Origin of the sequence: Saccharothrix longispora (genome assembly GCF_030852425.1) — a bacterium.
Classification (GTDB): Bacteria; Actinomycetota; Actinomycetes; order Mycobacteriales; family Pseudonocardiaceae; genus Actinosynnema; species Actinosynnema longispora.
Genome location: NZ_NSDM01000012.1, coordinates 210,992 through 234,960, shown reverse-complemented (window position 1 = coordinate 234,960; position 23,969 = coordinate 210,992). Strand labels below are relative to the sequence as shown.

The 23,969-nt window shown below is 73.4% G+C and carries 21 protein-coding genes; 16 read left to right on the top strand and 5 right to left on the bottom strand.

Annotated elements, in window-relative coordinates; all coding sequences use genetic code 11:
- The first annotated feature begins 94 nt into the window (after positions 1–94).
- Both CKY47_RS26600 and CKY47_RS26595 read left to right on the top strand, forming a co-directional pair.
- Positions 95–1,294 (top strand): hypothetical protein, encoded by a 1,200-nt coding sequence (locus CKY47_RS26600; protein WP_306748962.1) that lies wholly within the window; start codon positions 95–97, stop codon positions 1,292–1,294.
- The gene (locus CKY47_RS26595) at positions 1,291–1,716 is read left to right on the top strand and encodes a hypothetical protein (RefSeq protein WP_306748960.1); all 426 of its coding nucleotides are present in this window, start codon (positions 1,291–1,293) and stop codon (positions 1,714–1,716) included. Before CKY47_RS26600 ends, CKY47_RS26595 begins: the two co-directional genes overlap by 4 nt.
- Here CKY47_RS26595 and CKY47_RS26590 read toward each other — a convergent pair.
- Together CKY47_RS26590 and CKY47_RS26585 are read right to left on the bottom strand one after the other, a co-directional pair.
- Positions 1,642–3,546, bottom strand: coding sequence for a tetratricopeptide repeat protein (locus tag CKY47_RS26590; protein ID WP_472909122.1), 1,905 nt, complete (start codon positions 3,544–3,546; stop codon positions 1,642–1,644). The two genes, CKY47_RS26595 and CKY47_RS26590, sit on opposite strands and share 75 nt — an antisense overlap.
- A gap of 385 nt (positions 3,547–3,931) precedes the next feature.
- Positions 3,932–4,603: a hypothetical protein gene (locus CKY47_RS26585; RefSeq protein ID WP_306748957.1), complete on the bottom strand. Its 672-nt coding sequence runs from the start codon at positions 4,601–4,603 to the stop codon at positions 3,932–3,934.
- An 89-nt stretch (positions 4,604–4,692) separates the two neighbouring features.
- Between CKY47_RS26585 and CKY47_RS26580 the strand changes: the two genes are divergently transcribed.
- From CKY47_RS26580 to CKY47_RS26535, 10 genes are all read left to right on the top strand, one after another.
- On the top strand, positions 4,693–5,805 hold the full coding sequence (locus CKY47_RS26580) for a DUF2786 domain-containing protein (RefSeq protein WP_306748956.1): 1,113 nt from the start codon (positions 4,693–4,695) through the stop codon (positions 5,803–5,805).
- A 48-nt stretch (positions 5,806–5,853) separates the two neighbouring features.
- Complete coding sequence (locus CKY47_RS26575; protein WP_306748955.1) at positions 5,854–6,570, top strand: hypothetical protein; 717 nt, start codon at positions 5,854–5,856, stop codon at positions 6,568–6,570.
- A gap of 53 nt (positions 6,571–6,623) precedes the next feature.
- The gene (locus CKY47_RS26570; protein WP_306749109.1) at positions 6,624–7,025 is read left to right on the top strand and encodes a very short patch repair endonuclease; all 402 of its coding nucleotides are present in this window, start codon (positions 6,624–6,626) and stop codon (positions 7,023–7,025) included.
- Positions 7,026–7,039: 14 nt separating this feature from the next.
- Positions 7,040–8,155 carry a DNA cytosine methyltransferase gene (locus tag CKY47_RS26565; protein ID WP_306749107.1) on the top strand — a complete coding sequence of 372 codons (1,116 nt, stop codon included), beginning with the start codon at positions 7,040–7,042 and terminating at the stop codon, positions 8,153–8,155.
- A 10-nt stretch (positions 8,156–8,165) separates the two neighbouring features.
- Positions 8,166–8,696, top strand: coding sequence for a hypothetical protein (locus tag CKY47_RS26560; protein ID WP_306748954.1), 531 nt, complete (start codon positions 8,166–8,168; stop codon positions 8,694–8,696).
- Positions 8,697–8,736: 40 nt separating this feature from the next.
- Positions 8,737–9,006 carry a GlsB/YeaQ/YmgE family stress response membrane protein gene (locus CKY47_RS26555; protein WP_306748953.1) on the top strand — a complete coding sequence of 90 codons (270 nt, stop codon included), beginning with the start codon at positions 8,737–8,739 and terminating at the stop codon, positions 9,004–9,006.
- A 91-nt stretch (positions 9,007–9,097) separates the two neighbouring features.
- Positions 9,098–12,040 carry a DEAD/DEAH box helicase gene (locus CKY47_RS26550; protein ID WP_306748952.1) on the top strand — a complete coding sequence of 981 codons (2,943 nt, stop codon included), beginning with the start codon at positions 9,098–9,100 and terminating at the stop codon, positions 12,038–12,040.
- Positions 12,033–12,887 carry an SWIM zinc finger family protein gene (locus tag CKY47_RS26545; RefSeq protein WP_306748951.1) on the top strand — a complete coding sequence of 285 codons (855 nt, stop codon included), beginning with the start codon at positions 12,033–12,035 and terminating at the stop codon, positions 12,885–12,887. Before CKY47_RS26550 ends, CKY47_RS26545 begins: the two co-directional genes overlap by 8 nt.
- A gap of 156 nt (positions 12,888–13,043) precedes the next feature.
- Positions 13,044–14,750, top strand: a complete 1,707-nt coding sequence (locus CKY47_RS26540) for an acyl-CoA dehydrogenase family protein (RefSeq protein ID WP_306748950.1) — start codon at positions 13,044–13,046, stop codon at positions 14,748–14,750.
- Between the two features lie 215 nt (positions 14,751–14,965).
- Complete coding sequence (locus tag CKY47_RS26535) at positions 14,966–15,406, top strand: nuclear transport factor 2 family protein (protein WP_306748949.1); 441 nt, start codon at positions 14,966–14,968, stop codon at positions 15,404–15,406.
- Positions 15,407–15,497: 91 nt separating this feature from the next.
- Here the strand turns inward: CKY47_RS26535 and cspE are convergent, their stop codons facing one another.
- Complete coding sequence (gene cspE / locus CKY47_RS26530) at positions 15,498–15,704, bottom strand: transcription antiterminator/RNA stability regulator CspE (protein WP_015098655.1); 207 nt, start codon at positions 15,702–15,704, stop codon at positions 15,498–15,500.
- Positions 15,705–15,950: 246 nt separating this feature from the next.
- Between cspE and CKY47_RS26525 the strand changes: the two genes are divergently transcribed.
- Together CKY47_RS26525 and CKY47_RS26520 are read left to right on the top strand one after the other, a co-directional pair.
- The gene (locus CKY47_RS26525) at positions 15,951–16,286 is read left to right on the top strand and encodes a hypothetical protein (RefSeq protein ID WP_306748948.1); all 336 of its coding nucleotides are present in this window, start codon (positions 15,951–15,953) and stop codon (positions 16,284–16,286) included.
- 23 nt (positions 16,287–16,309) lie between these two features.
- Positions 16,310–17,038 (top strand): hypothetical protein, encoded by a 729-nt coding sequence (locus CKY47_RS26520; protein ID WP_306748947.1) that lies wholly within the window; start codon positions 16,310–16,312, stop codon positions 17,036–17,038.
- A gap of 102 nt (positions 17,039–17,140) precedes the next feature.
- Here the strand turns inward: CKY47_RS26520 and CKY47_RS26515 are convergent, their stop codons facing one another.
- Positions 17,141–18,250: a sugar ABC transporter substrate-binding protein gene (locus tag CKY47_RS26515; RefSeq protein ID WP_306748946.1), complete on the bottom strand. Its 1,110-nt coding sequence runs from the start codon at positions 18,248–18,250 to the stop codon at positions 17,141–17,143.
- A gap of 313 nt (positions 18,251–18,563) precedes the next feature.
- On the opposite strand from CKY47_RS26515, the gene CKY47_RS26510 reads away from it, so the two are divergent.
- Positions 18,564–18,737 carry a hypothetical protein gene (locus CKY47_RS26510; protein ID WP_306748945.1) on the top strand — a complete coding sequence of 58 codons (174 nt, stop codon included), beginning with the start codon at positions 18,564–18,566 and terminating at the stop codon, positions 18,735–18,737.
- A gap of 84 nt (positions 18,738–18,821) precedes the next feature.
- Here the strand turns inward: CKY47_RS26510 and CKY47_RS26505 are convergent, their stop codons facing one another.
- Positions 18,822–21,782 (bottom strand): glycine--tRNA ligase, encoded by a 2,961-nt coding sequence (locus CKY47_RS26505; protein WP_306749105.1) that lies wholly within the window; start codon positions 21,780–21,782, stop codon positions 18,822–18,824.
- Between the two features lie 188 nt (positions 21,783–21,970).
- Between CKY47_RS26505 and CKY47_RS26500 the strand changes: the two genes are divergently transcribed.
- Positions 21,971–23,959 (top strand): LCP family protein, encoded by a 1,989-nt coding sequence (locus CKY47_RS26500; RefSeq protein WP_306748944.1) that lies wholly within the window; start codon positions 21,971–21,973, stop codon positions 23,957–23,959.
- The last annotated feature ends 10 nt before the right edge of the window (positions 23,960–23,969 follow it).

Genomic DNA, 23,969 nt, shown 5'->3' with positions numbered 1-23,969 from the left:
CGGGCGACGATCGGCAGGCTGCAAGCGGACTGCAAGTTCTCGGCAAACCCGACCGCCACGCTCGTCCCAGGTTGTCACGCAAGGGGGAGAGTGCATGACGCGTTCAGAGTGGCCCAGGGTGCCGATAGGGCTTGACGCGGCCAGGTGGGTGAGCCGCGCCAACTGCTCGACGGTGCTGGCCGTGGTCCACACGGTCACCAGTGGGCAGAGGCTGTTGGAGGCCGTGGAGTTGATCGAGAGCGACACGAGGGTGCAGGTCGTCTTCGCCCAGGCGCCCGACGTGTTCGGCAACGGCGTCGCCGACTTCCTGCGCGCCGCGGACGGGCTGGTGCTGCCGTGGGAGATGGCGGTCCGGGAGCGGTTCGACCTGGCGGTCGCGACGGCGTACGGCGGGCTGCACGAACTGCACGCGCCGCTCGTGGTGATGCCGCACGGCGCCGGGTACGGGAAGTCCTTCACCACCGGTCGGGAACCGGTGGTCTACGGCTTGGACGGCCAGCGGCTGCTGCACAACGGTCGGGTGGTGGCGAGCGCGGTGGTGCTCTCGCACGACGACGAGCGGGAGGCGCTGCGCCGACAGTGCCCGGAAGCCCTGGACGCGGCCGTGGTGGCCGGCGACCCGGCCTACGACCGGCTGGTGGCGAGCCTGCCGCACCGGGACGAGTACCGCGCCGCCCTGGGCGTCGGACAGGGGCGGCAGGTCGTGGTGGTGAGTTCCACGTGGGGCCTGGACTCGCTGTTCGCGCGGTTCGAGGACCTGCTACCGGATCTGCTGGAAGAGCTGGTGCCACAGGGCTTCGACGTCGTCGCGCTGGTGCACCCGGCCGCGTGGTTCGGCCACGGTCGACGACAGGTCGACGCATGGCTCGCGGAGTGCCGGGAAGTGGGTCTCGTGGTGGTGGGGCCGGAGGTCGACTGGCGGGCCGCGATCGTCGCCGCGGACCACGTGATCGCAGACCACGGGTCGGTGGGCGTCTACGCGGCGGCCGTCGGGCGACCGGTGCTGCTCGTCGACGCGCCGGTCGGGGTGGCGACGAGCAGCGGGTCGGCGCAGGAACTGCTCCGCCACCACGCGCCGCGGTTCCTGTCGAGGGTGCCCGCGGGCCCGCAGTTGGCGGCGGCGGCGACACGCGCCGTGGGACTGCGCGACGTCGTCGGCGCGCGGTTGACCTCGCGGCCCGGCAGGGCGGCGGCCGAACTGCGGCGGCTGATGTACCGGCTGCTCGACCTCCCCGAGCCGGGCCGGCACCGCGCCGTGCCACGCGTGCCCCTCCCGACGGGGGGCCTGCGGTGACGGACCCCGTGGTGTGCTGGACGACCGGGGTCGACGGGTTGGCCGACGTCGTCGTGCGCGAGGTGTGCGACGCCGACGCCGTCGCGTCGACCGCGGACGCCCTGCGGCGCAACCGGTTCGCCGCACTGGCCGTGGCCGTCGCACCGCGTCGGCTGGTCGTGCGGACCGCGCTCGACGAGGTGGTCGGGTTGACGCCCGTCGCGGTCGAGGCGCCGTGCCTCGGCGGCGATGAGGTCGTGCTTTCCGCCGCCCGCTCGCTCTACGCGTGGCACGCGGCCCGGCTCGACCTGCGTGCCCTGCTGCGCCGCGGCCTGCCCGTGTGGTGCGCGGAGCACCGGGCAGGGCGGTCAGCCGTCGCCTGCGGGCGGCTCGGGGTCGCCCTCGGGCACGCCGAGGCGCGCGGCGACCTGCGCCGCGCGTGACGAACCGAGCCGGGTGTAGAGCCGCAGGGCGCGTTCCCAGTGCTCTGCGGCCCGCACCGGCTCGCCCCGCCGTTCGGCCGCCTCGGCGATCACCTCGTGCGACTCGGCCATGCCCTGCTCGGCCCCGAGGTCGGTCAGTTCGGCCAGCCCGCGCCGCGCCGCCTGATCGGCCGAGGCGGGGTCGTCGGCCGCCAGGTACGCCTCGGCCTGGGCCACGACCACCCGTGCCTGGTTGTACCGGTCCGGCGGGGCCAGGTCGCGGAACAGGGCCGTCGCCTCGTCCAGCGCGTCCAGCGCTTCCTCGACCCTCCCCAGCCCGCTGAGCACCCTGCCGAGGTTGATCAGGACGAGGCCGAGGCTGCGACGGGCCGCCAGGTCGCGGTTGACCAGGACCAACTCCCCGAACACCGTCGCGGCCTCGTCCAGCTCACCGCGTGCGACGTGCAGCAGGGCCAGCGCCTCCCGCGCGTCCGCCGCTCCTCTCCGGTCCTCGATGTCCTCGGCGATCGCCACCGACGCCCGCAGGTGCGTTTCGGCCTCGTCGAACCGCCGCACCGCGGTGCACACCATGCCCAGGCGCTTCAGCATGTCCGCCTCGCCGAACCGGTCACCCCATCGCCGCGCGGTCCGCACCCCTCGTTCGTCGGCCTCCAAGCGGTCGCGGTGGTGCTTGTGGATGAGGAACAGCGGCCACAGCACGTCCGAGAGGTGCCAGGACAACTCCCACCAGCCGCGCTCCTCGGCGACCGCGCCGCACGTCATCAGGTTGCGCCGCTCCTCCGCGAGCCACGCCGACGCCTCCCGGCGGTCGGCGAAGTCCGGCACGTCGGCGGGCGGGACCTGGAACGCGTAGGGCCGGGTGCGCCGGTGGGGCGTGACGACGCGGTCCGCCGCCATCGCGGCGGCCAGGTACCACTCGACCATCCCCCGCACGGCGCGCACCTCCTCGTCGTCACCCGCCTTGGCCCGGGCGTGCAGCCGCAGCAGGTCGTGGAACCGGTACCGACCGTCGCCCACTGCTTCGACCAGGTTCTCGTCCACCAGTTCCTCCAAGAGCGCGTGCGGGTCGTCGCGATCCAGCACCGACGTGGCCACGGAGGCGCCGAACTCCCGACCGGGGTGCAGTGCCAGCCTGCGGTAGAGCGCCGCAGCCGCCGGCTTGAGCGCCCGGTAGGACAGGTCGAAGGTGGTCTGGACGGACAGCTCCGGCGCGGACAACACCGACAGCCGGCGACGTTCGTCGCTCAACTCGACGAGGACCTTCCGAACGGACCAGTGAGGCCGGCTGGCGAGCCGCGCGGCAGCCACCCGGACGGCGATCGGCAGGCCGGCGCACATGCCCACCAGCGCCTCGGCGCGATCGGGTTCTTCCTCGACGCGCCGACCGACGACCTGCGCCAGCAGCCGCAGCGCCGATGCCTCGGCCAGTGGACCGACGTCGAGCAGCCGCGCGCCCTCGGCCACCAGCCCGGTCAACCGGTTGCGGCTGGTCACCAGGACCGCGCTGAACGGCGAGTTCGGCGCGAGCGGGCGGACCTGCGCGGCCGAGTGAGCGTTGTCCAAGAGGACCAGCAGTTTCCTGTCGGCGGTCAACGAGCGGTACAGCGCCGCCTGCTCGGCGACCTCGACCGGCACCTCGTGGGACCGCACGCCAAGACTGCGCAGGAACAAGCCGAGCGCCTCCTCCGGCGGCACGGGTCTCGCCCCGCTGACCCCGGCGAGGTCGACGTAGAGCTGTCCGTCGGTGAACAGGTCGCGCCTCCTGTGCGCCCAGTGCAGGGCCAGGGCGGTCTTGCCGATCCCCCCGGGGCCGCTGAGGACCGCGAACATGCGAGTGACGTGCTCCCGGGTCTGTGTCAAAACCTCATCCAATTCACGCATCTCGGCGTTCCGATCGGTGAAGTGCATGGGCGCGGCGAGTAATTGTCGGGGTGTTGGGGGCGGAGTGGACGGTGCATTGTGGAAGGTGATGCCACCGTGCACCACGGTGGCCTGCACGGCGCCGCCGGAGACCGATCCGGAGAGCGTGTTGCCCGTGCTGACCTGATCCGATGGCGACATCCGTGCTCCCCGTGACGTGTCCGGCCGACCGACAGGACGAACGTACGGTATGGCGATGCCGGTAATGAACAGCCCAAATGAGTAAAGCTTCGGCACGCGTGGACCAATGGGGCGACCGACCCGCCGCCTCTCGCCCACTTCGAAGCGATCGCATTTACCCGAAAGCGAGCGCTATCCGCCGGTCGACCAGCAGCCTGGTCCGCAGCACGTCCACGTCCACCGGCGCGCACTTGTCGCGATCCAGGCGGCGATAGGACTTGGCCAGCAGCCAGTGCGCCGCCTCGGCCCCGATCGGGGTCAGCTCGCCCTGCCGGGCCAGGCGGGCGCGGGCGGCGGGCTGGTCCCTCGTCACGAACGCCTTCCTGATCACGCCGCCGGCCAGCTCGTCGATCAGGAAGACCATGGCGTGCTCGTCCTCGGCGAACGCGTAGGCGCACACCAGGGCCAGGTAGCCGGCGTCGAGCGAGCGGTCGCAGATCCAGGCCCCGCCCGCGGTCAGGGGCGGGGAGGCGGGGAGCACGGCGCCGGCGGCCCACTCGCGGGGGCGGCCGGTGAGCGCGGCGGCCAGGACGCGCAGCAGGGCGTGGTTGCGGCGGCTCGGGTGGGACACGGCGTGCTCGATGAGGCCCGCCCAGAACTCCTCGTCCGGTCGGGCGTCGGCCACGGCGGTGCTGACGGTGAGCTCGGCGTCGAGGGGGTCGGTCACCTGGGACAGGGCCCGGCAGCGGTGGACGACGCGCTGCTGGACGGGTGTCAGCGGCGTCCCCAGTGGACGGTGCACCACCACGAGGGGTCGACGCGTCGGGCGCTGCGTGTTCCGGCTCACGGCGCGAGGCTGGCACGTGCGGCCCGGTGTGGGGAGCGGCACGCAGCAGGTTCGTCGACAGCGCACCCGAAAGAGGACAATCGGCGTTCGTGGACTCCCTGCACGAGGCGTTGTGGCGGGCCGCGGCGAACCGCCGGGCCAGGCTGCCGCGCACCTCCGGACTGCCGGCCGCCGACGTGGACGCCGCGGTCGGCGAGGTGCTGCGGCGTGCCCTGGAGCGCGTCTGGGAGCACGGCTGGATGCCGCACGACGTGTACGAGGCGGTGCGGCGCGACGCGGACGAGCGCGCGCTGTCGTTCCTCGTGGACGCCGTCGCGGCGGACACCGCGCGGCACACCGCCCTGCACCCGCGCTGGCGGGCCCAGGTGGACGGCATCGGGGCCGAGGTCTGGTGGGACACCGGCGAACCGCACCTGGAGCAGTGGGCGCGGCGGCACATCGAGCTGCGCGAGGACGCGGTGGCCGCGGCGGTGGCGGTGCTCGGCGTGCTGATCTCGTTGCCGGGCCTGCCGGTGATCGTGCCGCGGCCGGGCACGCCGATGGCCGCGTTCGACCACCGCGGCGTGGACCCGAAGGTCCTCAACCGGGTGCGCGGGCTGCTGGCGAAGGCCGAGTCGACCGCGTTCCCCGAGGAGGCGGAGGCGCTGTCGGCCAAGGCCCAGGAGCTGGTGACGCGGCACGCCCTGGAGCGGATGCCGGTGGAGGCGGCGTCGACGACGTCGCGGCGGCTGTGGCTCGACCGGAAGTACTTCGACGGGAAGGCGCAGGTCGTGCACGTCGTCGCGCGGGCCAACCGGTGCCGCGCCGTGGTGTACGACCTGGGGTTCGTGGCGCTGGTCGGCGAGGAGCTGGACCTGGAGATCGTGGAGCTGCTGTCGGCGTCGCTGCTGGTGCAGGCGACGCGCGCGATGGTGGCGGCGGGCGACGGGGCGCGCAAGGGCGACGAGGCGCGGTCCGCGGCGTACCGCAAGTCGTTCCTGCTCTCCTACGCGCACCGGGTCGGGGAACGGCTGGAGGCGGCCAACGCGGTGCCCGAGGACGACCGGCTGCTGCCCGTGCTGGCCGAGCGGCGCAAGGCGGTGGACGAGTACTTCGGGGCGATGTTCACGCGGACGGTCGCGAAGACGACGCCCGTGCGCAGCGCGGCGGGGTGGGACGCGGGCCGTTCGGCGGCGGACCGGGCGAACCTGTCGGTCGGTTGACCTGCGCTTCCGCCGCCGCTGTCGGTGGTCGTCCGTAGCCTCGCCGCCATGACCACCGCACCGGAGGTCCGCAGGCTGTTCAACGTCACCCAGGAGAGCCGCTGGGCGTTCAACGGCTGGTTCGGCCGGCGTGACGAGGTGGTGGCGCTCGTCATGGCGCACGAGTGCGCCGCCGTCGAGCGGGTGACCGCCGAAGAGGTCGAGGCCGCGTGCCGCAGCGCGCCGGCGCCCCGGTCGCCCGGCGTGCCGGGCTGGCGGCCGCGGTTCCCTTTCACGCTCGTCGCGCACCACGCCGTCGAGTCGCTGGGCCGATTACCGACGTGGCCGGAGTTCCGGGAGTTCTGCGCGGCCGACGAGCGGGCGCGGGCCATGCTGTGGACGCCGGCGCGCGAGGTCGCCGCCTCGGCGGGCAGGGCGGCGGTGCGCGACCGGGTGGTGCGCGAGTTCCGGGCGTTCCTGCGCGACGCGCACGTGCTCGCGGTGCTGCGCGGGCACGGGTTGGACGTGCGCGCGCACCCGTTGGCGGACCTGGTGTTCGGGGTGGACGCGTGGGTCGACCGGCTGCTGCTCGCCCCGCGCGGCGGGCCGCGGCGCTCCGACGCGCTGCTGGCGCACGCGATGCCGCCGTTCTTCTTCGTCGACCTCGGGCTGGGGTCGTCCGGGACGGGGTCGTCCCGATCAGGTTCGTCCGGGACGGGGCTGCACGCGCGTCCGGCGCTGGACCGCGCCGCGCGGAGGCTGCGGGAGGTGCTGCACCCGGTGTGAGCCATCATGGCCCGGTGCCGAACCTGGAGACGACGGACGACGTCCGCGCCCGGATGAGCAGGCAGCGCTCGCGCGACACGGGGATCGAGGTGGCGCTGCGGCGTGCACTGCACCGCCTCGGCCTGCGCTACCGGGTGCACCGGCGGCCGGTGCGCGCCGTGCGGCGGGAGGCGGACGTGGTGTTCGGGCCCGCGCGCGTGGCCGTGTTCGTCGACGGCTGCTTCTGGCACGGCTGCCCGGAGCACGGCACGTGGCCCAAGCGCAACGGCGACTTCTGGCGCGCCAAGATCGAGGCCAACCGGGCGCGCGACGCGAACACCGACCAGCGGCTGGCCGAGGAGGGGTGGCTGTCGGTGCGGGTGTGGGAGCACGAGGACCCGACCGAGGCCGCGGACCGGGTGCGGGCCGCGGTGCTGGAGCGGCGGGGTGCGGGCGGGGCCGGTCGGCTACCGTGAGGTCCGTGCTGTCCATGATCGACCTGTTCGCCGGCTGTGGCGGCATGACCTCCGGGTTCGTCGCGGCCGGCGGCTACGCGCCGGTCATGGCGGTGGAGTGGGACCTGCACGCGGCGGCGACGTACGCGGCGAACTTCGGCGAGGGCCACATGCGGTGGTCCGACATCGCCTCCATCCCCGACGGGGAGATCCCCGAGGCGGACGTGATCGTCGGCGGGCCGCCGTGCCAGGGGTTCTCCAACCTCGGGTCGCGCGACGTCGACGACCCGCGCAACTCGTTGTGGCGCGAGTACCTGCGGTTCGTGCGGCGCGCGGAGCCCGCGGTGTTCGTGATCGAGAACGTGGACCGGTTCCTGTCCTCGACCGAGTTCGCGCTGCTCCAGGCCGAGACCGAGGACTACGAGCTGTCGGCGGGGGTGCTGCTGGCGGCGGACTTCGGCGTGCCGCAGCGGCGGCGGCGGGCGATCGTGATCGGGTCGCGGGTCGGGCGCATCCCGCTGCCCTCGCCGACGCACCCGCGCGAGCGCTGGCACACCGTGGGCGACGTGCTGCGCGGCCTGCCGGAGAAGCCGCTGACGACGGCGCTGCCCGCGTCGGTGGTCGAGTTCTTCGGCCGCGAGCTGCCCGGTGCGTTCGCGAGCGCGGACCTGCACATCGGGCGCACGCCGACCGCGCTGTCACTGGAGCGGTACCGGCACGTCCCGCCCGGCGGCGGCCGGTTCGACCTGCCCGACGAGCTGCTGCCCCGGTGCTGGCGGGAGAAGAAGACCGGCACGACGGACGTCATGGGCCGGATGCGGTGGGACGCGCCGTCGCTGACCATCCGCACCGAGTTCTACAAGCCGGAGAAGGGCCGCTACCTGCACCCGCAGTGGGAACCCGGGCTGTCCGGGCACCGCGTGGACCGGCCGATCACGCACCTGGAGGCCGCGCGGCTCCAGTCGTTCCCCGACTCCTTCGAGTGGTGCGGGTCGAAGGTCGAGGTGGCCCGCCAGATCGGCAACGCCGTGCCGCCGTCGCTGGCGCGGGCCATCGCCGAGCACCTCAAGCCGTACCTGACGGGTGAATCCCCGGCGGACAGGTCCTGCGACCTCTGCCGCCGACCCCGGATTGTCGGACCCCCTCGCTAACGTCGTCACCATGACGACGACCACGTACGAGAACTCGGTCCGCATCGGCTCCACCACCTACCGCCTGGTGGCGACCGCGGACCCGGAGCTGCGCCTGGAGCTCGCCGGCACCGACACGGCGGGCGCGCTGGTGGCCGAGGGCGCCCTGCGCCTGCCCGCGGACGCCGGGGCGCGGATAGGCAAGCTGCTGGGCCAGGTGCTCGACGCCCTGGGCACGCTGGGCGCCCCGTCCCCCGGGTCGGCGCGGGGCCGTCCGGCCAACGCCGACCAGCCGTGGACGGCGGAGGCGGAGGAGTCGCTGCGCGCGGCCTGGCTGGGCGCGGCCCCGGACGCGGGGACGGCCGGGCTGATCCGCGACCTCGCCCGGCGGCTGGAGCGCTCGCCCGCGTCGCTCAGGTCGAGGCTGGCGAAGGTCGGGTGCGACCCCGACGTGCCGGGGCGGGCGCTGTCGGAGCGGGCCGCCGAGGTGTTCGGCGTCCAGGGTCGGGATCAGGGCCGGGTCGGGGACACACCCGATTCGCGCGGGACGGGGGCGGGGTGATGCTCGACGTGGACTTCGAAGATCGGGGAAAGGACGTCTCGTGGAGATCACCGGGCTCATCTCGGCGCTCGTCATCGGTGTGGTCGTCGGCGGCCTGGGGCGGTTGGTCGTGCCGGGCAGGCAGAGGATCTCGATGCTCATGACCCTGCTGGTGGGCATCGCGGCGGCTCTCGTGGGGACCTTCGCGGCCTCGGTGCTGGGCGTGTCCGACACGAGCGGTGTCGACTGGGTCGAGGCGGCCCTCCAGGTCGGCCTGGCCGGCGTGGGCGTCACCGCGCTGACCCGCTCCAGGGCCCACCAGTACCGGTGACCGGCCACCGGCACCACCCGACCGGCCACGTGTTCCCGGGAGCGGACGCGGCGGGCCGGGTGGTGTCGGGGGCGGTGCCTAGAGTGGCCCCGTGTTCGTGCTGCACGCCGTGGGCGTGAGTGGTGGGCGGGTGGCCCTCTGGGCCGAGGGTTCGGTGCTGCCCGCCCGCGTCGAGGGGCGTCCGGGCCGGCGGGTGGTGGCCCACCCGTTCGCGGTCGACGGCGACGAGCTGCGGTCGCTGGTCGGGGGCGTCCCGGGCGGGGCGATGACGGTCCGGTTGCCCTCCTTCGCCTCCGGGCCGGTGGCCTCTCCCGGGTTGGTGCGCGAGGGGTCCGGCCGCGGGGTCGTGCGGTGGCGGGAGTGGGAGGTGCCCGTCGTCCGGTGGGACGGCGAGGTCGCCGACGGGCTCGCCGACTGCCGACTGGGCGCTTCCGCGCGCTTCCTGAACGACGTGGTGCGGTTCGGGCGCGCCCTCGTCCGGCGGGGCCGGGTGCTGCCCTCGATCGACGACCGGGGGCGTGCCCGGTGGCGTGCCGCGCTGTCCGGAGCCGACTCGACCCGGTGGGCGGCGCTGGTGGCGGAGACGCCGCCGGCCTTCCTGGCCGCGGGCGGCGCGGAGGACGTCGTCCCCGGGGTCCTCGACGCGCTCGTGGACCGGGACGTGCGGGCCGCGCTGCCCGACGCCGGGACCGGCTCCCGGCGGGGCGGTGTGATCGGGGCGTTCGTGCGGGCGCTGGCCGGCCCGCCGGACGTCGTGGGCGCGCACGGCGAGGTGGGCGGTGACGCGGACGGCGGGGTCGGCCGGCTGCGTGACGCGCTCGACCAGTGGCGGTCCCGGGGGTTGCGCGAGAGTCCTGTCCGGACGTGCTTCCGGCTCAGCTCGCCCGACCACGGCGGTCACCTGGAGGACGGCTGGCGGTTGGAGTTCCTGCTCCAGGCCGTGGACGAGCCGAGCGTCCTGGTGCACGCCGAGCAGGTGTGGCGGGGCAAGGCGGCCGTGCTGCGGCGGTGGGTCGACCGGGCCGAGGACGTGCTGCTCGGCGACCTCGGTCGGGCGAGCCGACTGTACCCGGCGCTCGACCGGGCGCTCCGGGCCAAGCGACCGGCCGAGGTGGAGCTGGACGTCGAGGGCGCCCACGAGTTCCTCGAGCACGCGGCGCTGCTGGCGCAGGCCGGGTTCGGGGTGCTGCTGCCCTCGTGGTGGCGGCAGCCCCGTCGGTTGGGGTTGCGGCTGGAGGCCGAGAGCCGGGGCACGGCGGGCGTGGTCGCGAAGGAGAGCGAGCTCGGGCTCAAGGTGCTCGTCGACTACCGCTGGGAGCTGGCGCTCGGGGACGAGGTGCTGAGCGAGTCCGAGCTGACCGCGTTGGCCCGCGCCAAGGTGCCGCTGGTCCGCGTGCGCGGGCAGTGGGTGCACGTCGACCGCGAGCGGTTGGCGGCGGGGCTCGCGTTCCTGGAGCGCGGCGGCGGGCAGATGACGGCCGCCCAGGTGCTGCTGGTGAACGCCGAGGACGCCGAGCTGCCGTTGCCGCTCGCCGGCGTCGACGCCACGGGCTGGTTGGGCGACCTGCTGTCGGGCCGGGTGGAGCACCAGCTGGAACCGGTGGAGCACCCGGCGGGCCTGGTGGCCGACCTGCGCCCCTACCAGCGGCGCGGGTTGGCGTGGCTCGCGTTCCTCGACCGGCTCGGGTTGGGCGCGTGCCTGGCCGACGACATGGGGCTGGGCAAGACGGTGCAGCTGCTGGCCCTGGAGGCCCACAACCGGCAGCACGGGGCGCGGCTGCCGACGCTGCTGGTGTGCCCGATGTCCGTGGTCGGCAACTGGCAGCGCGAGGCGGCGCGGTTCACGCCCGGGCTGGAGGTGCGGGTCTACCACGGCGCGGGCCGGGTGCTCGACGTCGACTGCGACCTGGTCATCACGACGTACGCGGTGGTCTCGCGCGACGCCGGCGCGCTCGCCGGGGTCCAGTGGGACCGGGTGGTGCTCGACGAGGCGCAGAACGTCAAGAACAGCTCGACGAGGCAGTCGCAGGTGGTGCGGTCGCTGCCCGCGCGGCACCGGGTGGCGCTGACCGGCACGCCGGTGGAGAACCGGCTGGCCGAGCTGTGGTCCGTCATGGACTTCGTCAACCCCGGTGTGCTGGGCACGATCAGCGCGTTCCGCGCCCGCTTCGCGGTGCCGATCGAACGCCACCACGACGAGGAGGCGGCCGTGCGGCTGCGGCGGATCACCGGGCCGTTCGTGCTGCGCCGCCTCAAGACCGACCCTCGGGTCATCACCGACCTGCCGGACAAGATCGAGGTCAAGCAGCTGTGCACGCTCACGCCCGAGCAGGCGTCGCTGTACCAGGCCGTGGTGGACGACATGCTCGGGCGCATCGCCGAGGCGGAGGGCGTCAAGCGCAAGGGCCTGGTGCTGGCCACGATGTCGCGGCTCAAGCAGGTCTGCAACCACCCGGCGCAGCTCCTCGGTGACGGGTCGCGCGTCGCGGGCCGCTCGGGCAAGGTCGCGCGGCTGGAGGAGATCCTCGACGAGGCGCTGGCCGACGGCGACAAGGCGTTGTGCTTCACCCAGTTCACCGGGTTCGGCTCGCTGGTCGTGCCGCACCTGGCCGCCCGGTTCGACACCGAGGTGCTCTTCCTGCACGGCGGGACGCCGAAGGGCCGGCGGGACGAGATGGTGCGGCGGTTCCAGGGGGAGGACGGGCCGTCGATCTTCGTGCTGTCGCTCAAGGCGGGCGGCACGGGGCTGAACCTGACGGCCGCCAACCACGTCGTGCACCTCGACCGGTGGTGGAACCCGGCGGTGGAGGACCAGGCGACCGACCGGGCGTTCCGGATCGGTCAGCGCAACCACGTGCAGGTGCGCAAGTTCGTCACCGTCGGGACGCTGGAGGAGCGCATCGACCGGATGATCGAGGAGAAGCGGGGGCTGGCGCAGCTCGTGGTCGGCGCGGGCGAGGACTGGTTGACCGAGTTGTCCACGAACGAGTTGCGCGAGCTGTTCGCGCTGTCCGGGGAGGCCGTCGGTGCCTGATCGCGACTGGCACGGCGAACGGCCGTCCGCGCGCCGGGCGATCCGCGTCGAGGGCGGCCTGACGCTGCGCAGCAAGCGCGGCGACGTGGCCCGGACGTGGTGGTCGCGGCGGTTCGTGGAGGTGCTGGAGTCGTTCGGCATGGGTGGGCGGCTGGCGCGCGGACGGGGGTACGCGCGGACCGGGCAGGTGATGAGCCTGTCGCTGTCGACGAGCCTGGTCGTGGCGCTGGTGATGGGGACGCGACGCGAGCCGTACCGGGCGCGGGTCGGGGTGCGGAAGTTCACCGACCAGGAGTGGTCGCGCATCGAGCACGCGCTGGCCGACCGCGCGGTCTTCGCGGCGAAGCTGCTGGCGGGCGAGATGCCGCCGGAGATCGAGGACGTGTTCGCCGACCTGGGGCTCGCGCTGTTCCCGAGCACGCTGCGCGAGATGTCGATGGACTGCACGTGCCCGGACTGGGAGGTGCCGTGCAAGCACCTCGCGGCGACCTGCTACCTGCTCGCCGAGTCGTTCGACACCGACCCGTTCGAGATCCTCGCCTGGCGCGGCCGGTCGCGGGAGGACCTGCTGGACCGGCTGCGGGAGCTGCGCGCCCCCCTGCCGCACGAGGAGCCGGCGCCCGTACCCGTGCCGGACCCGGAGCCGGAGGTCGACGGGTTCGCCGGGTTCTGGGTGCGCCGGACGACGTCCGCGGCGGTGCCGGAGGTCGCGGAGCCGGTGCCCACGCGCCCGGACGCCCTGCTCGACCAGCTCGACCCGCTCGTGGTGGACGGCCGATCGCTGACCGACGACCTCCGCCCGCTCTACCGGCTCATCGGGAGGTCGCCGCGCGGGACCGAGCGGTGAGCGCCGGGCACCGACGCGCCCCGGCGAGGGCGTGACCCTCCTTCCACTGTGACGAACGGCACAGCGGAGGGCGTCCGGCGGCTCCCGGGACGAGAGCCCGGCGGCCCAGCAAGTTACTCACTGGTAACGTGCGGCGACGACGAAGGGAGAACCCCGGTGCTGTTCAACCCCGACACCTACGACGCCGGTCACCTGGACCCCGAGAGCCGCCGCCTGCTGCGCGCGGTCATCGACTGGTTCGAGGAGCGCGGCAAGCGCCGGCTGATCGCCGACGACCAGGCCAGGGTCTGGTACGCCGAGTTCCTCGACTTCGTCGCGCGCGAGAAGCTGTTCGCGACCTTCTGCACCCCGGCCGCCGAGGCCGGCGGGAACCCCGACAAGCGCTGGGACGCCGCCCGCAACGCCGCGTTGAGCGAGGTGCTGGGCTTCTACGGCCTCCAGTACTGGTACGCCTGGCAGGTCACCGTCCTCGGCCTCGGCCCGATCTGGATGAGCGACAACGCCGCCGCCCGCGCGAAGGCCGCGGCGCTCCTGGACGACGGCGCGGTGTTCGCGTTCGGCCTGTCCGAGAAGGAGCACGGCGCGGACGTCTACTCCACCGACATGGTGCTCACGCCCACCGGCACGGGCTTCGTCGCCAACGGCGGCAAGTACTACATCGGCAACGGCAACGTCGCGGGCATGGTCTCGGTGTTCGGCCGCCGCGCCGACGTGGAGGGCCCCGACGGGTACGTGTTCTTCGCCGTCGACTCGCAGCACGAGGCGTTCCACCTGGTCAAGAACGTGGTCGACTCGCAGATGTTCGTCAGCGAGTTCCGGCTGGAGGACTACCCGGTGCGCGCCGAGGACGTCCTGCACACCGGCGCGGACGCTTTCAGCGCCGCCCTGAACACGGTGAACGTCGGCAAGTTCAACCTGTGCACGGCGTCCATCGGCATCGGCGAGCACGCGTTCCACGAGAGCGTGACCCACGCCCACAACCGGGTGCTCTACGGCAAGCGCGTCACCGAGTTCCCGCACGTACGGCAGAACTTCGTCGACGCCTACGCCCGCCTGGCCGCGATGAAGCTGTTCTCGGACCGCGCCGTGGACTACTTCCGCAGCGCGTCCCCCGAGGACCGCCGCTACCTGCTGTTCAACCCCATCACCAAGATGAAGGTCACCAGCGAGGGTGAGCGGGTCGTCGACCTGCTGTGGGACGTGATCGCGGCCAAGGGCTTCGAGAAGGACACCTACTTCTCGATGGCGGCCCGCGACATCCGGGCGCTGCCGAAGCTGGAGGGCACGGTCCACGTCAACCTCGCCCTCGTGCTGAAGTTCATGCCCAACCACCTGTTCGCCCCCGCCGAGCACGAGGCGGTGCCGACCCGGCACGACCCGGCCGACGACGCGTTCTTCTGGCGCCAGGGACCGGCCCGCGGCCTCGGGAAGGTCCGCTTCCACGACTGGGAGGCCCCCTACCGCGAGCACGCCCGCGTACCGAACGCGGCGCTGTTCCACGAGCAGGCGCGGGCCCTGCGCGACCTGCTCACCGGGGCGGCCCCGGACGAGGACCAGCAACGGGACCTGGACTTCCTGCTCAACCTCGGCCACCTGTTCACGCTCGTCGTGTACGGGCAGCTGGTGCTGGAGCAGGCGGCGATCGCGGGCGTGGGCGACGACCTGCTGGACCAGGTCTTCGACGTCCTGGTGCGCGACTTCTCCGCCTACGCCGTCGCCCTGCACGGCAAGGCGTCGTCCACGGGGGCGCAGCAGGCGTGGGCGCTGGGCGTGGTGCGCAAACCGGTCGTGGACGACGGGCGGTTCGACCGGGTGTGGCAGGCGGTGGCGGCGCTGTCGGGGGTGTACGAGATGCGCCCGTGAACGGCGGCCGGCGCGGTCGGGCGCGAGTGCGCCCGACCGGCCGTCGCGCACGCCGACGGGCGTCGGCGGGCCGGCTGGGCCGATCGGACGAGGGCGCCCGCGCCGGCGGGGGAACCGCGGCGGGACGGCGGAGCCGGCGGAGGGCAGCGTCTTGACTGGTCGGGCGGGACCGGTGTTGGGTCGCTTCCTACCGGTTCGAGAGGGGGTCGCGGGTCGTGACCGCGTCCAAGGCACTGCGCGCCCTGCGCGAGGCGATCGTGCTGGAACTGCTCGATTCGGAGAACGAACACGAGTTCGACACCGCCGTGGGGGCCTTCGACCACCCGCGGTGCGAGGTCGTCTCGACCGGCCAGGTGTTCGAGGGCCGGGAGGAGGTGGCCGGGTACTACGCGCGGGTGCTCCGCGCGGTCCCCGACCGGCGCAGCACGCTCGTGGCACTGCACCACGCCGACGACGCGGCGATCGCGGAGCTGGAGGTGGAGGGCACCTACCTGGGCGGCGGGCAGCCCGCCGGACGGCCGTTCCGGGTGCGCACCACCGCGTTCTTCCTGTTCGACGGCGCGCGCCTGGTCGGTCAGCGGCTCTACGGCGAGCACGGCTGCGCACCCGACGGCACCACCACCGGCGCCGCCGCGGAACCGGCGTTGACCAGCTGAAGCCGGCCGAAGGGCGCGAAAACGGGCCGCCACCCCGTCGCCGGAGTGGCGGCCCGAATCCGGTTCCGGGTCGGCGAGGACCCGGAGAGGGTCAGAGCGGTCGAACCGCCTGCGCCTGCGGGCCCTTCTGGCCCTGGCCGATCTCGAACTCCACCCGCTGGTTCTCCTCGAGCGTGCGGTAACCGTTGCTCTGGATCTCCGAGTAGTGCACGAACACGTCGGCGCCACCGTTGTCCGGGGAGATGAAGCCGAAGCCCTTCTCCGCGTTGAACCACTTGACGGTGCCCTGAACTGCCATCTTGCTACTTCTCCTCTAACAGGTGCCGGATCGCGCTTGCGACCACCGGGTCCGCTGCTGCGGGCTCCGGCCCTCCAGGAGGAGTGTTCAGCGCCCGCAACTCCGTTCCGCGAGCGTGGTGGAACACGAACACAGAAAGGTACGACCGCAGACAGTCAACCACGACCTGCCGCCCGCAGTCGAGCGGCAGAATGCGGCGAGTCGCGCTGCTACGGTGGGTCCGGGCTCGATCACAGGGGGTCTGCCATGCCGGAGCCGATGCTGGTCTCCATCGCCGCCTCGCTCGCCACGCGAGCGGTGGCCGGCTTGTACGACCTGGTCCGGGCCAGGTTCGCGGGAGATCCCGAGGCGAGCGCGGCACTGACCGCCGCCGAGGGCCAACCCGAGGACTCGCCACAGGTCAGGGCGTTGAGCGAGGCGCTGGAGCGGACCACGTCCGCTGATCCGGGCTTCGCCGAGGCGCTGGGCCGCGAGTACGGGTCCGTCACCCAGACCGGCCGGGTGGTCAACCAGATCTCGGGCACGGTGCACGGGAACGTGCTGCAAGCAGGCGACATCCAGGGTGGCGTCAGCTTCACGTAGCCCTCCGGGGTGAAGATGGGGTGATGTACCCGCTCGACCTGCCCCAGTCCAGGTTGCTGTTCTTCTTCCTCGGCCTGGTGCTGACGTTCGTGTTCATCCGGATCAGCGTCCGCATGATCCGGGCCGGTGTGCGCTGGTGGCCGGGCAACTTCACACCCGGCGGCACCCACATCCACCACGTCGTGTTCGGCGCGGTGTTCATGATGCTCGGCGGGGTGACCGGGCTGGCCGTGCCGGACGACGAGCACGGCCTGCGGGTTGCCGCTGCCGCGCTGCTCGGCGTGGGCGCGGCGCTCGTGCTGGACGAGTTCGCGCTGATCCTGCACCTGCGGGACGTGTACTGGACCAAGGACGGCCGGCTGTCGGTCGACGCGGTGTTCCTGGCCGTCGGCATGACCGGCCTGCTGCTGCTCGGCGCCCGGCCGCTCGGCTACGACGAGTTCTACGGCGAGGGTCGGCCGCTGCGCGTGGTGCTGATCCTGGTGAACCTCGGGTTCGCCGTCGTGGCGCTGCTCAAGGGCAAGGTGTGGACCGGCCTGCTCGGGCTGCTGGTGCCCGTGCTGCCCGAGATCGGGGCCGTGCGCCTGGCCCGCCCGGGATCGCCGTGGGCGCGCTGGCGCTACACCGAGGGCTCGCGCAAGCTGCGCCGCGCGTACCGCCGCGAGGCCCGCTTCCGGCAACCCCTGATCCGGGCCAAGATCCGCGTGCAGGAGTTCATCTCCGGCCGCCACGACCTGGACCCGGACGACTGACCCCGCGAGTCACGCGCTCCTGGCCGGCGGTGCGCGCCGTGAACGTGGAGTTCAGGGGTCCTGGACGTTCGACTCGCGGGTCCTGGACGTTCGACTCGCGGGTCAGTTGACCAGGATGCCCAGTTCGGCGCAGTCGTCCGCGGTGTCCCCGTCGCACAGCTCGGCCGGCTTCACCGCGCCCTCGCCGACCAGGGCGCGCACGTTGTCGCGGGCGACCAGGTCGGCACCGAGCAGCACCGACTTCACGTCCCGCCGCGACACCAGGTCACGGGTGTTGCCGGTGGCCAGGTCGTCCGCGCCGGCCAGGTCGCCGCGCGCCACCGCGATGGCCAACCGGGCGGCGGCCTCCGCCTCGTCGCGGATGGGCTTGTAGACCGTCATGCACTGCTCGCCGCGCAGGACCGCGCGCAGGCCCTCCAGCGTGGCGTCCTGGCCGGTCACCGGCACCTTGCCGGCCAGGCCCCTGGCCTTGAGCACCTCGATGACCGCGCCGGCGAGGCCGTCGTTGGCGGCCACCACGCCGTCGACCTTGCCGCCGTTGCCGTTGAGGATCTGCTCGAACGTCGCCTTGCCGATCACCGGGTCCCACTTGTCGATGGCCTTGCTGTCGACCAGCTCCAGCGCGCCGCTGTCGTACTTCGGGCCGAGCTTGCGGCGCTGGCCGTCGGCGAACAGGGTCGCGTTGTTGTCCTGCGGCGCGCCCTGGATCTCGATGATGCTCGCGCCCGGCTTCTCGCCCAGGCAGCGCAGCAGGCCCTCCGCCTGGAGCTCGCCCACGTTGAGGTTGTCGAACGAGACGTAGTACTCGGCGAACCCGCCGAGGCTGATCCGGTCGTAGTTGATGACCGGGATGTTCGCGTCCCGGGCCTTCCGCTCGACGGCCGCGCCGCCCTCGGGCGACAGCGGCGTCGTCATCAGCACCTTCACGCCGCGGGCGATCATCTCGTCCGCGATGCTCGCGAACTTCGCCTCGTCGCCGTCGGCGTTCTGGATGTCGCCCTCGATGCCCGCGAAGCTGAACGCCTGGTTCAGCAGCGGCGCGTCCTGCTCGTCCCAGCGGTCCGACGACGACCTGTCCGGCAGGATGACGCCGACGACCGGTTTCCCGGCGGGCGTGCCGGTCGCCGGGGCGAGCGGGTCGGGTGCGTCGGAGCACGAGGCGACGGACAGGACGAGCAGGCCGCTGGACACGGCTGCGGTTAGCCTTCGCATTCGCCAACCCCTTGCACGGGCACATGGACGTCGATGACCGGAAAACAGAATGTTGCGGAATTCCATCCCCCGGCGTACGGGTTCGTCAAGACGTAGCAACGAGCCGGCTCCAAATGGTCCGCACCAGCCGCGCCGGAGCCCCTCACGGGACATCGAACCCGCTGGTCGAGACGTTACTTTCGGGCGAAATATCACCCTCCGCACCCGATTGACTACGGAGCCGGCACGGTCAAAGCAGGGCTCGTCTTCCTGCTATTTTTGTGCGAAGGTGTCGCCTGCCGAACCTTGGCCGGTTGTGTGAGGAGAAGACAGCGTGAGAATCGTCCCCGCAGCGCTGGTGGCCGCGATCGCCGCGGCCCTGCTCGCCCTGGGCGCCGGGCCGGCCGCCGCAGCACAGGTCTCGCCGGCCCACGACCAGGTCGTGGCTGCCTCGAAGTCGCCCACCTACTCCCAGGTGGTCCACGCCGAGGACAACCGCGACATGTAGGTATGCGGAAATCCCCGCCTCCCGGTTCGACCGGGGGGCGGGGACTTTCGCATGTCCGCAGGTCGAGGGACCTGCCACCGGGGCTCAGCCCAGGGCGGTGCCCAGCGCCTGCCAGTCCAGCACCGGCGCGGCCAGGTCGCGGATCGCGGCCAGCAGGCCGAGCCGGGCGCGCTTGACCCGCTCGTCCTCGGCCATGACCAGCACCTCGTCGAAGAACGTGTTCACCGGCGCGGTGAGCCCGGACGCCGCCGCGGCGAACGCGGCGAGCCCGGTCACGCCGGCGGGCACCTCGACGAGCGCCTCGTGCAGCGCCACCTCGGCCGGCTCGGTGAGCACCTGCGGGTCGTACTCGCCCGCGGTGTCGGCGGGCACGATCCGCCGCACCCGCTGGAGCGCGGCGACCAGGGCGGCGAAGTCCGGGTCACCGGCCAGCGAGGTCAGCTCGGCCAGCGTGGTGTCGGCGACCGCGGGCGCGTCGGCCAGCGGCAGCACGGCGTTGACGAACCGGTGGTCGTGGCCGGCGTCGAGCAGCTGCTGCTCGTAGCGCCGCACGGCGAACTCGCGCGCCACCTCCAGGGACTCCGCCGACAGCTCCGGCCCCTGCTCCGCGACGCCGCGGGCGGCCAGCGCCAGCGCCTTGGGCAGCGTGATGCCCTTCAGCTCCGGGAACGCCCGCAGCACGCTCACCGCGCCCAGCGCCGCCCGCCGCAGGCCGAACGGGTCGGAGCTGCCGGTCGGGTTCGCGCCGATCCCGAACAGGCCCGCCAGCAGGTCGAACCGGTCCGCCAGCGACAGCAGCGCGCCCGGCGTGGACGACGGCAGCGCGTCGCCCGCCGACCGGGGCAGCTCCATCTCGAACAGCGCCGCCGCCACCTCCGGGGTCTCCCCCGCGCGCTCGGCGTACTCGCGGGCCATCACGCCCGCGAGGCTCGACAGCTCGATGACCATCTGCGAGCCCAGGTCGAACTTGGCCAGCTCTCCGGCCCGTGCCAGCGTCCCGTCGGCCGCGCCGACCTCCTCGGCCAACCGCCCGGCGAGCACCGCGATGCGGGCCGCCCGGTCGGCCATCGAGCCGAGCTTGTCGGCGAACGTGAGCTTGGCCAACCCGGACTTCATGTCCGCGAGCGGCGTGCGCAGGTCCGCCCGCCAGAAGAACGCGGCGTCCTCGTAGCGCGCCCGCAGCACGCCCTCGTTGCCCGCGCGCACCAGGTCCTCGTCGACCTCGCCGTTGGCGACGGCCACGAAGTGCGGCAGCAGCGACCCGTCGGCCGCCCGGACCGGCAGGTAGCGCTGGTGCTTGCGCATCACCGTGGTCAGGATCTGCGCGGGCAGCTCCAGGTAGCGCTCCTCGAAGGACCCGAGGATCGGCGTCGGCCGCTCCACCAGGTTGGTGACCTCGTCGAGCACCCCGTCGAAGTCCACGACCCCGCCGACGGACGCCGCCAGCTCCTCGGCCCGCGCCACGATCGCCGCCCGGCGCGCGTCGGCCGACACGTCGATCCCGTGCCCGGCGAGGAACTCCGGGTAGCCGTCCGCCGTGGACACCTCCACGACGGGGGTGTCGGCCGTGCGGTGCACGCGGGTCCTCGGCTCGGCGGCCAGGGACGACACGGCCACCGGGACCGGTGTCGTGCCGAGCAGCGCGAGCAGCCAGCGGATCGGGCGGGTGAACGACAGCTTCGGGTCGTTCCACTTCATGTTCTTCTCGGCGCGCAGCTCGGCCACGACCTCGCCGAGCAGTCCGCTGAGGACCTCCACCGCGCCGCGGCCCGGGTCGGTGCGCGCGAGGGCGACGTGCTCGACGCCGTTCTCGGTGACGCGGCCCAGCTCGGACACGTCGACGCCCTGCCCCCGGGCGAAGCCCTGGGCGGCCTTGGTCGGGTTGCCGTCGGCGTCGAACGCCGCCGACACGCGGGGTCCGCGCACGGTTTTCTCGGCGTCCGGCTCGCGCGCCGCGACGCCCGGCACGAGCACGACGACGCGGCGCGGCGTGCCGTGCACCTCGACGTCGCCGTGCGCGAGGCGGGTGGCGCCGAGCTTCTCGGTCACCGCCTTCGCGACCGCCTCGACCGTGCGGGTCACCTCGTGCGGCGGCAGCTCCTCGACGCCGATCTCGAACAGCAGCGTGTTCGAGCCCGTGACCTCGGCGAACGCCTCCGGCAGCACGGCCGGCGCGGGTGCCTCGGCCAGGCCGAGCGGGTGGCCCAGCTCCTCGCGGCGGGCAGCCCACAGCTGGGCGACCTCGCGGGCCAGCCCCCGCATCCGACCGAACGCGCGGGCCCGCTCCGTGGTGCTGATCGCGCCGCGCGCGTCGAGCACGTTGAACGCGTGCGAGCACTTCAGCACGTAGTTGTGCGCGGGCACGGGCAGGCGGGCGTCGAGCATGCGGCGCGCCTCGGCCGCGTACTCCTCGAACATCCGCTTGGTCGCCTCGACGTCGGCGTCGTCGAGGTAGTAGCGGCTCATCTCGTACTCGGCCTGGCCGAACGCCTCGCCGTAGGAGATGCCGGGCGCGTAGGCGATGTCCTTGAAGTGGTCGACGCCCTGGAGCGCCATCATGATGCGCTCGATGCCGTAGGTGATCTCCACCGACACCGGGTCCAGCGACATGCCGCCGGCCTGCTGGAAGTAGGTGAACTGGGTGATCTCCAGGCCGTCGAGCCACACCTCCCAGCCCAGGCCCCACGCGCCGAGCGCGGGCGAGGCCCAGTTGTCCTCCACGAACCGCACGTCGTGGGCGCGCACGTCGATGCCGAGGGCTTCGAGGCTGCCCAGGTACAGCTCCTGGGGGTCGCCCGGGTCGGGCTTGAGGATCACCTGGAACTGGGTGTGGGTCTGGAGCCGGTTCGGGTTCTCGCCGTACCGCGCGTCGTCGGGCCGCACGCTGGGCTCGACGTAGGACACCCGCCACGGCTCGGGACCGAGCACCCGCAGCACGGTGGCGGGGTTCAACGTACCGGCGCCGACCTCCGTGTTGTACGGCTGCACGACGATGCAGCCCCGGTCGGTCCAGTACCTGGTCAGCGCGAGCAGCGCGTCCTGCATGGTCAGCACGGGGGCACAGTCTACGAACGCGGTGCACCCGACCTCACAATCGGGTTACCGCGCTGGTCAGGGCGCGGCCAAACCCGGTATCACGACGTCACCGGGACGGCCTGTGCGACGCTGTGCGCAACCCGGGCGCCCCCTGAGGCGTCCTTGGGGGCGTACCCGGGTACCAGGGAGGAGTGGGAGTGGACAACCGGCCGCCGGGGCCAGGCGAGCCCGACGGGTTCCGCGGGCGACCAGTTCCCCCTCGGAGCTCCTCCGCAGGTCAGCCCAGACGCGGCGGGGGTGGTGGCGCCCCGTTCGAACCCGACCCGCGCCGTCGCCTCGACCCGCCGCCGGGGCGTCCCGCGCGCCCCCGCGCGTCCGCCGACGAGGCCACCGAGCACGTCGAGCCGGTCAAGCCGGCCGGTCGCCCCGAGCCGCCGCCGCGCCGCGAACGCCCCGCGCCCGCCGCCGGGCGGTCCGGTGCGCGCCCGGCGGGGGACGAGCGCCCGGGCGAGCGCCGTCGGCCCGCGGCCGGTCGCGTCCCCGCGCCGGACCGCTCCGGCGAACGACCGCGCCCCGCCGAACGACCGCGCCCCGAACGACCGCGCCCCGCCGAACGGGCCCGCGCCGACCGCGACGGCGCCGAAGGCCGGGCCGCGCCCGCCCGCACCGCGCCCGCCCCCGCGCGCAAGCGCCCGACGACCACCTCGACGGTGAGCGGCGGCGCGCTCATCGGGCGCACGATCCTGGCCGTCACCTCGGTCGCCGTGCTGCTCGGCACGGGGTACGCGTACGCCAACTTCCAGGCGCTGATCGACAACATCAGCACCACGGACGTGATCGGCCTGGAGGGCGGCGGCGAGAAGCCCGCCGACGGCTCGGTCGACATCCTGATGGTGGGCATGGACAGCCGCACCGACGCGAAGGGCAACCCGCTGCCCCGGGAGATCCTGGACGAGCTCCAGGCGGGTGACGAGACGGCGGGCGGGCTGAACACCGACACGCTGATCCTGATGCACGTGCCGAACGACGGCGGCAAGGCCGTCGCGGTGTCGTTCCCGCGCGACTCGTACGTGAAGATCGCGGGCGGCTACGGCCGCCACAAGATCAACTCCGCGTACGGGTACGGCAAGGAGTCCGCCATCGAGCGCCTCAAGCGCGAGGGCGAGTCCGACCCGGCCCAGCTGGACGTCAAGTCCCGCAAGGACGGCGCGAAGAACCTCATCGCGACCATCCAGGACCTCACCGGCGTCACCGTCGACCACTACGCCGAGATCAACCTGGTCGGGTTCTACGAGATCACCAAGGCCGTCGGCGGCGTGGACGTGTGCCTCAACCAGGCCACCCAGGACGAGTTCTCGGGCGCGGACTTCGCCGCGGGGCCGCAGAAGATCCAGGGCCGCGAGGCGCTGGCGTTCGTGCGCCAGCGGTACGGGCTGCTGCGCGGCGACCTCGACCGGATCGTGCGCCAGCAGGTGTTCATGGCGGGCCTGGCCAAGCAGGTCCTGTCCGCGGGCACGCTGTCCGACCCGGGCAAGCTCAACGACCTGATCGATGCGCTGAGCAAGTCCATCGTGCTCGACGAGGGCTGGGACGTGCTGCGGTTCGCCACCCAGATGAAGGACCTGACCGGCGGCAACCTGAAGTTCGAGACGATCCCGACCGGGGACCCGGAACTCCAGACGCCCGAGGACGGCCTCGCGGTCGAGGTGAACGAGCGCGACGTGAAGAAGTTCTTCAAGAACCTGGGCTCCGACCCGACCGCGGTGGGCTCCTCCACCGCACCGACCGTCGACCCCGGCACGGTGACCGTCGAGGTGCGCAACGCCTCCGGCATCGGCGGGCTGGCCGGCCGCGTGCTGAGGTCCCTCGTCGCCGAGGGCTACGTCGGCGGCGGCTCGGGCAACGCCACCGAGGAGGTGCTGTCCTCCGTGGTCCGCCACGGCACGGGCGGCGAGGCGGGCGCGGCGGCCGTCGCCGACTTCCTCGGCGGCATCGACGTCGAGGAGGACCCCGAGGTGCCCGCCGGGCAGGCGCTGGTGCTCCTGGGCGACGACTACGACGGCCCCGGCGTGCAGGGCCTCACCGGCGGGCCCCTGGTCGGCCTGGACGGCGCCAGGCGGCAGCCGCCGGACACGACCACGCCGGAGCAGCCCATCACCGCCGACGGGGTGCGCTGCGTCAACTGACAGGACTCGG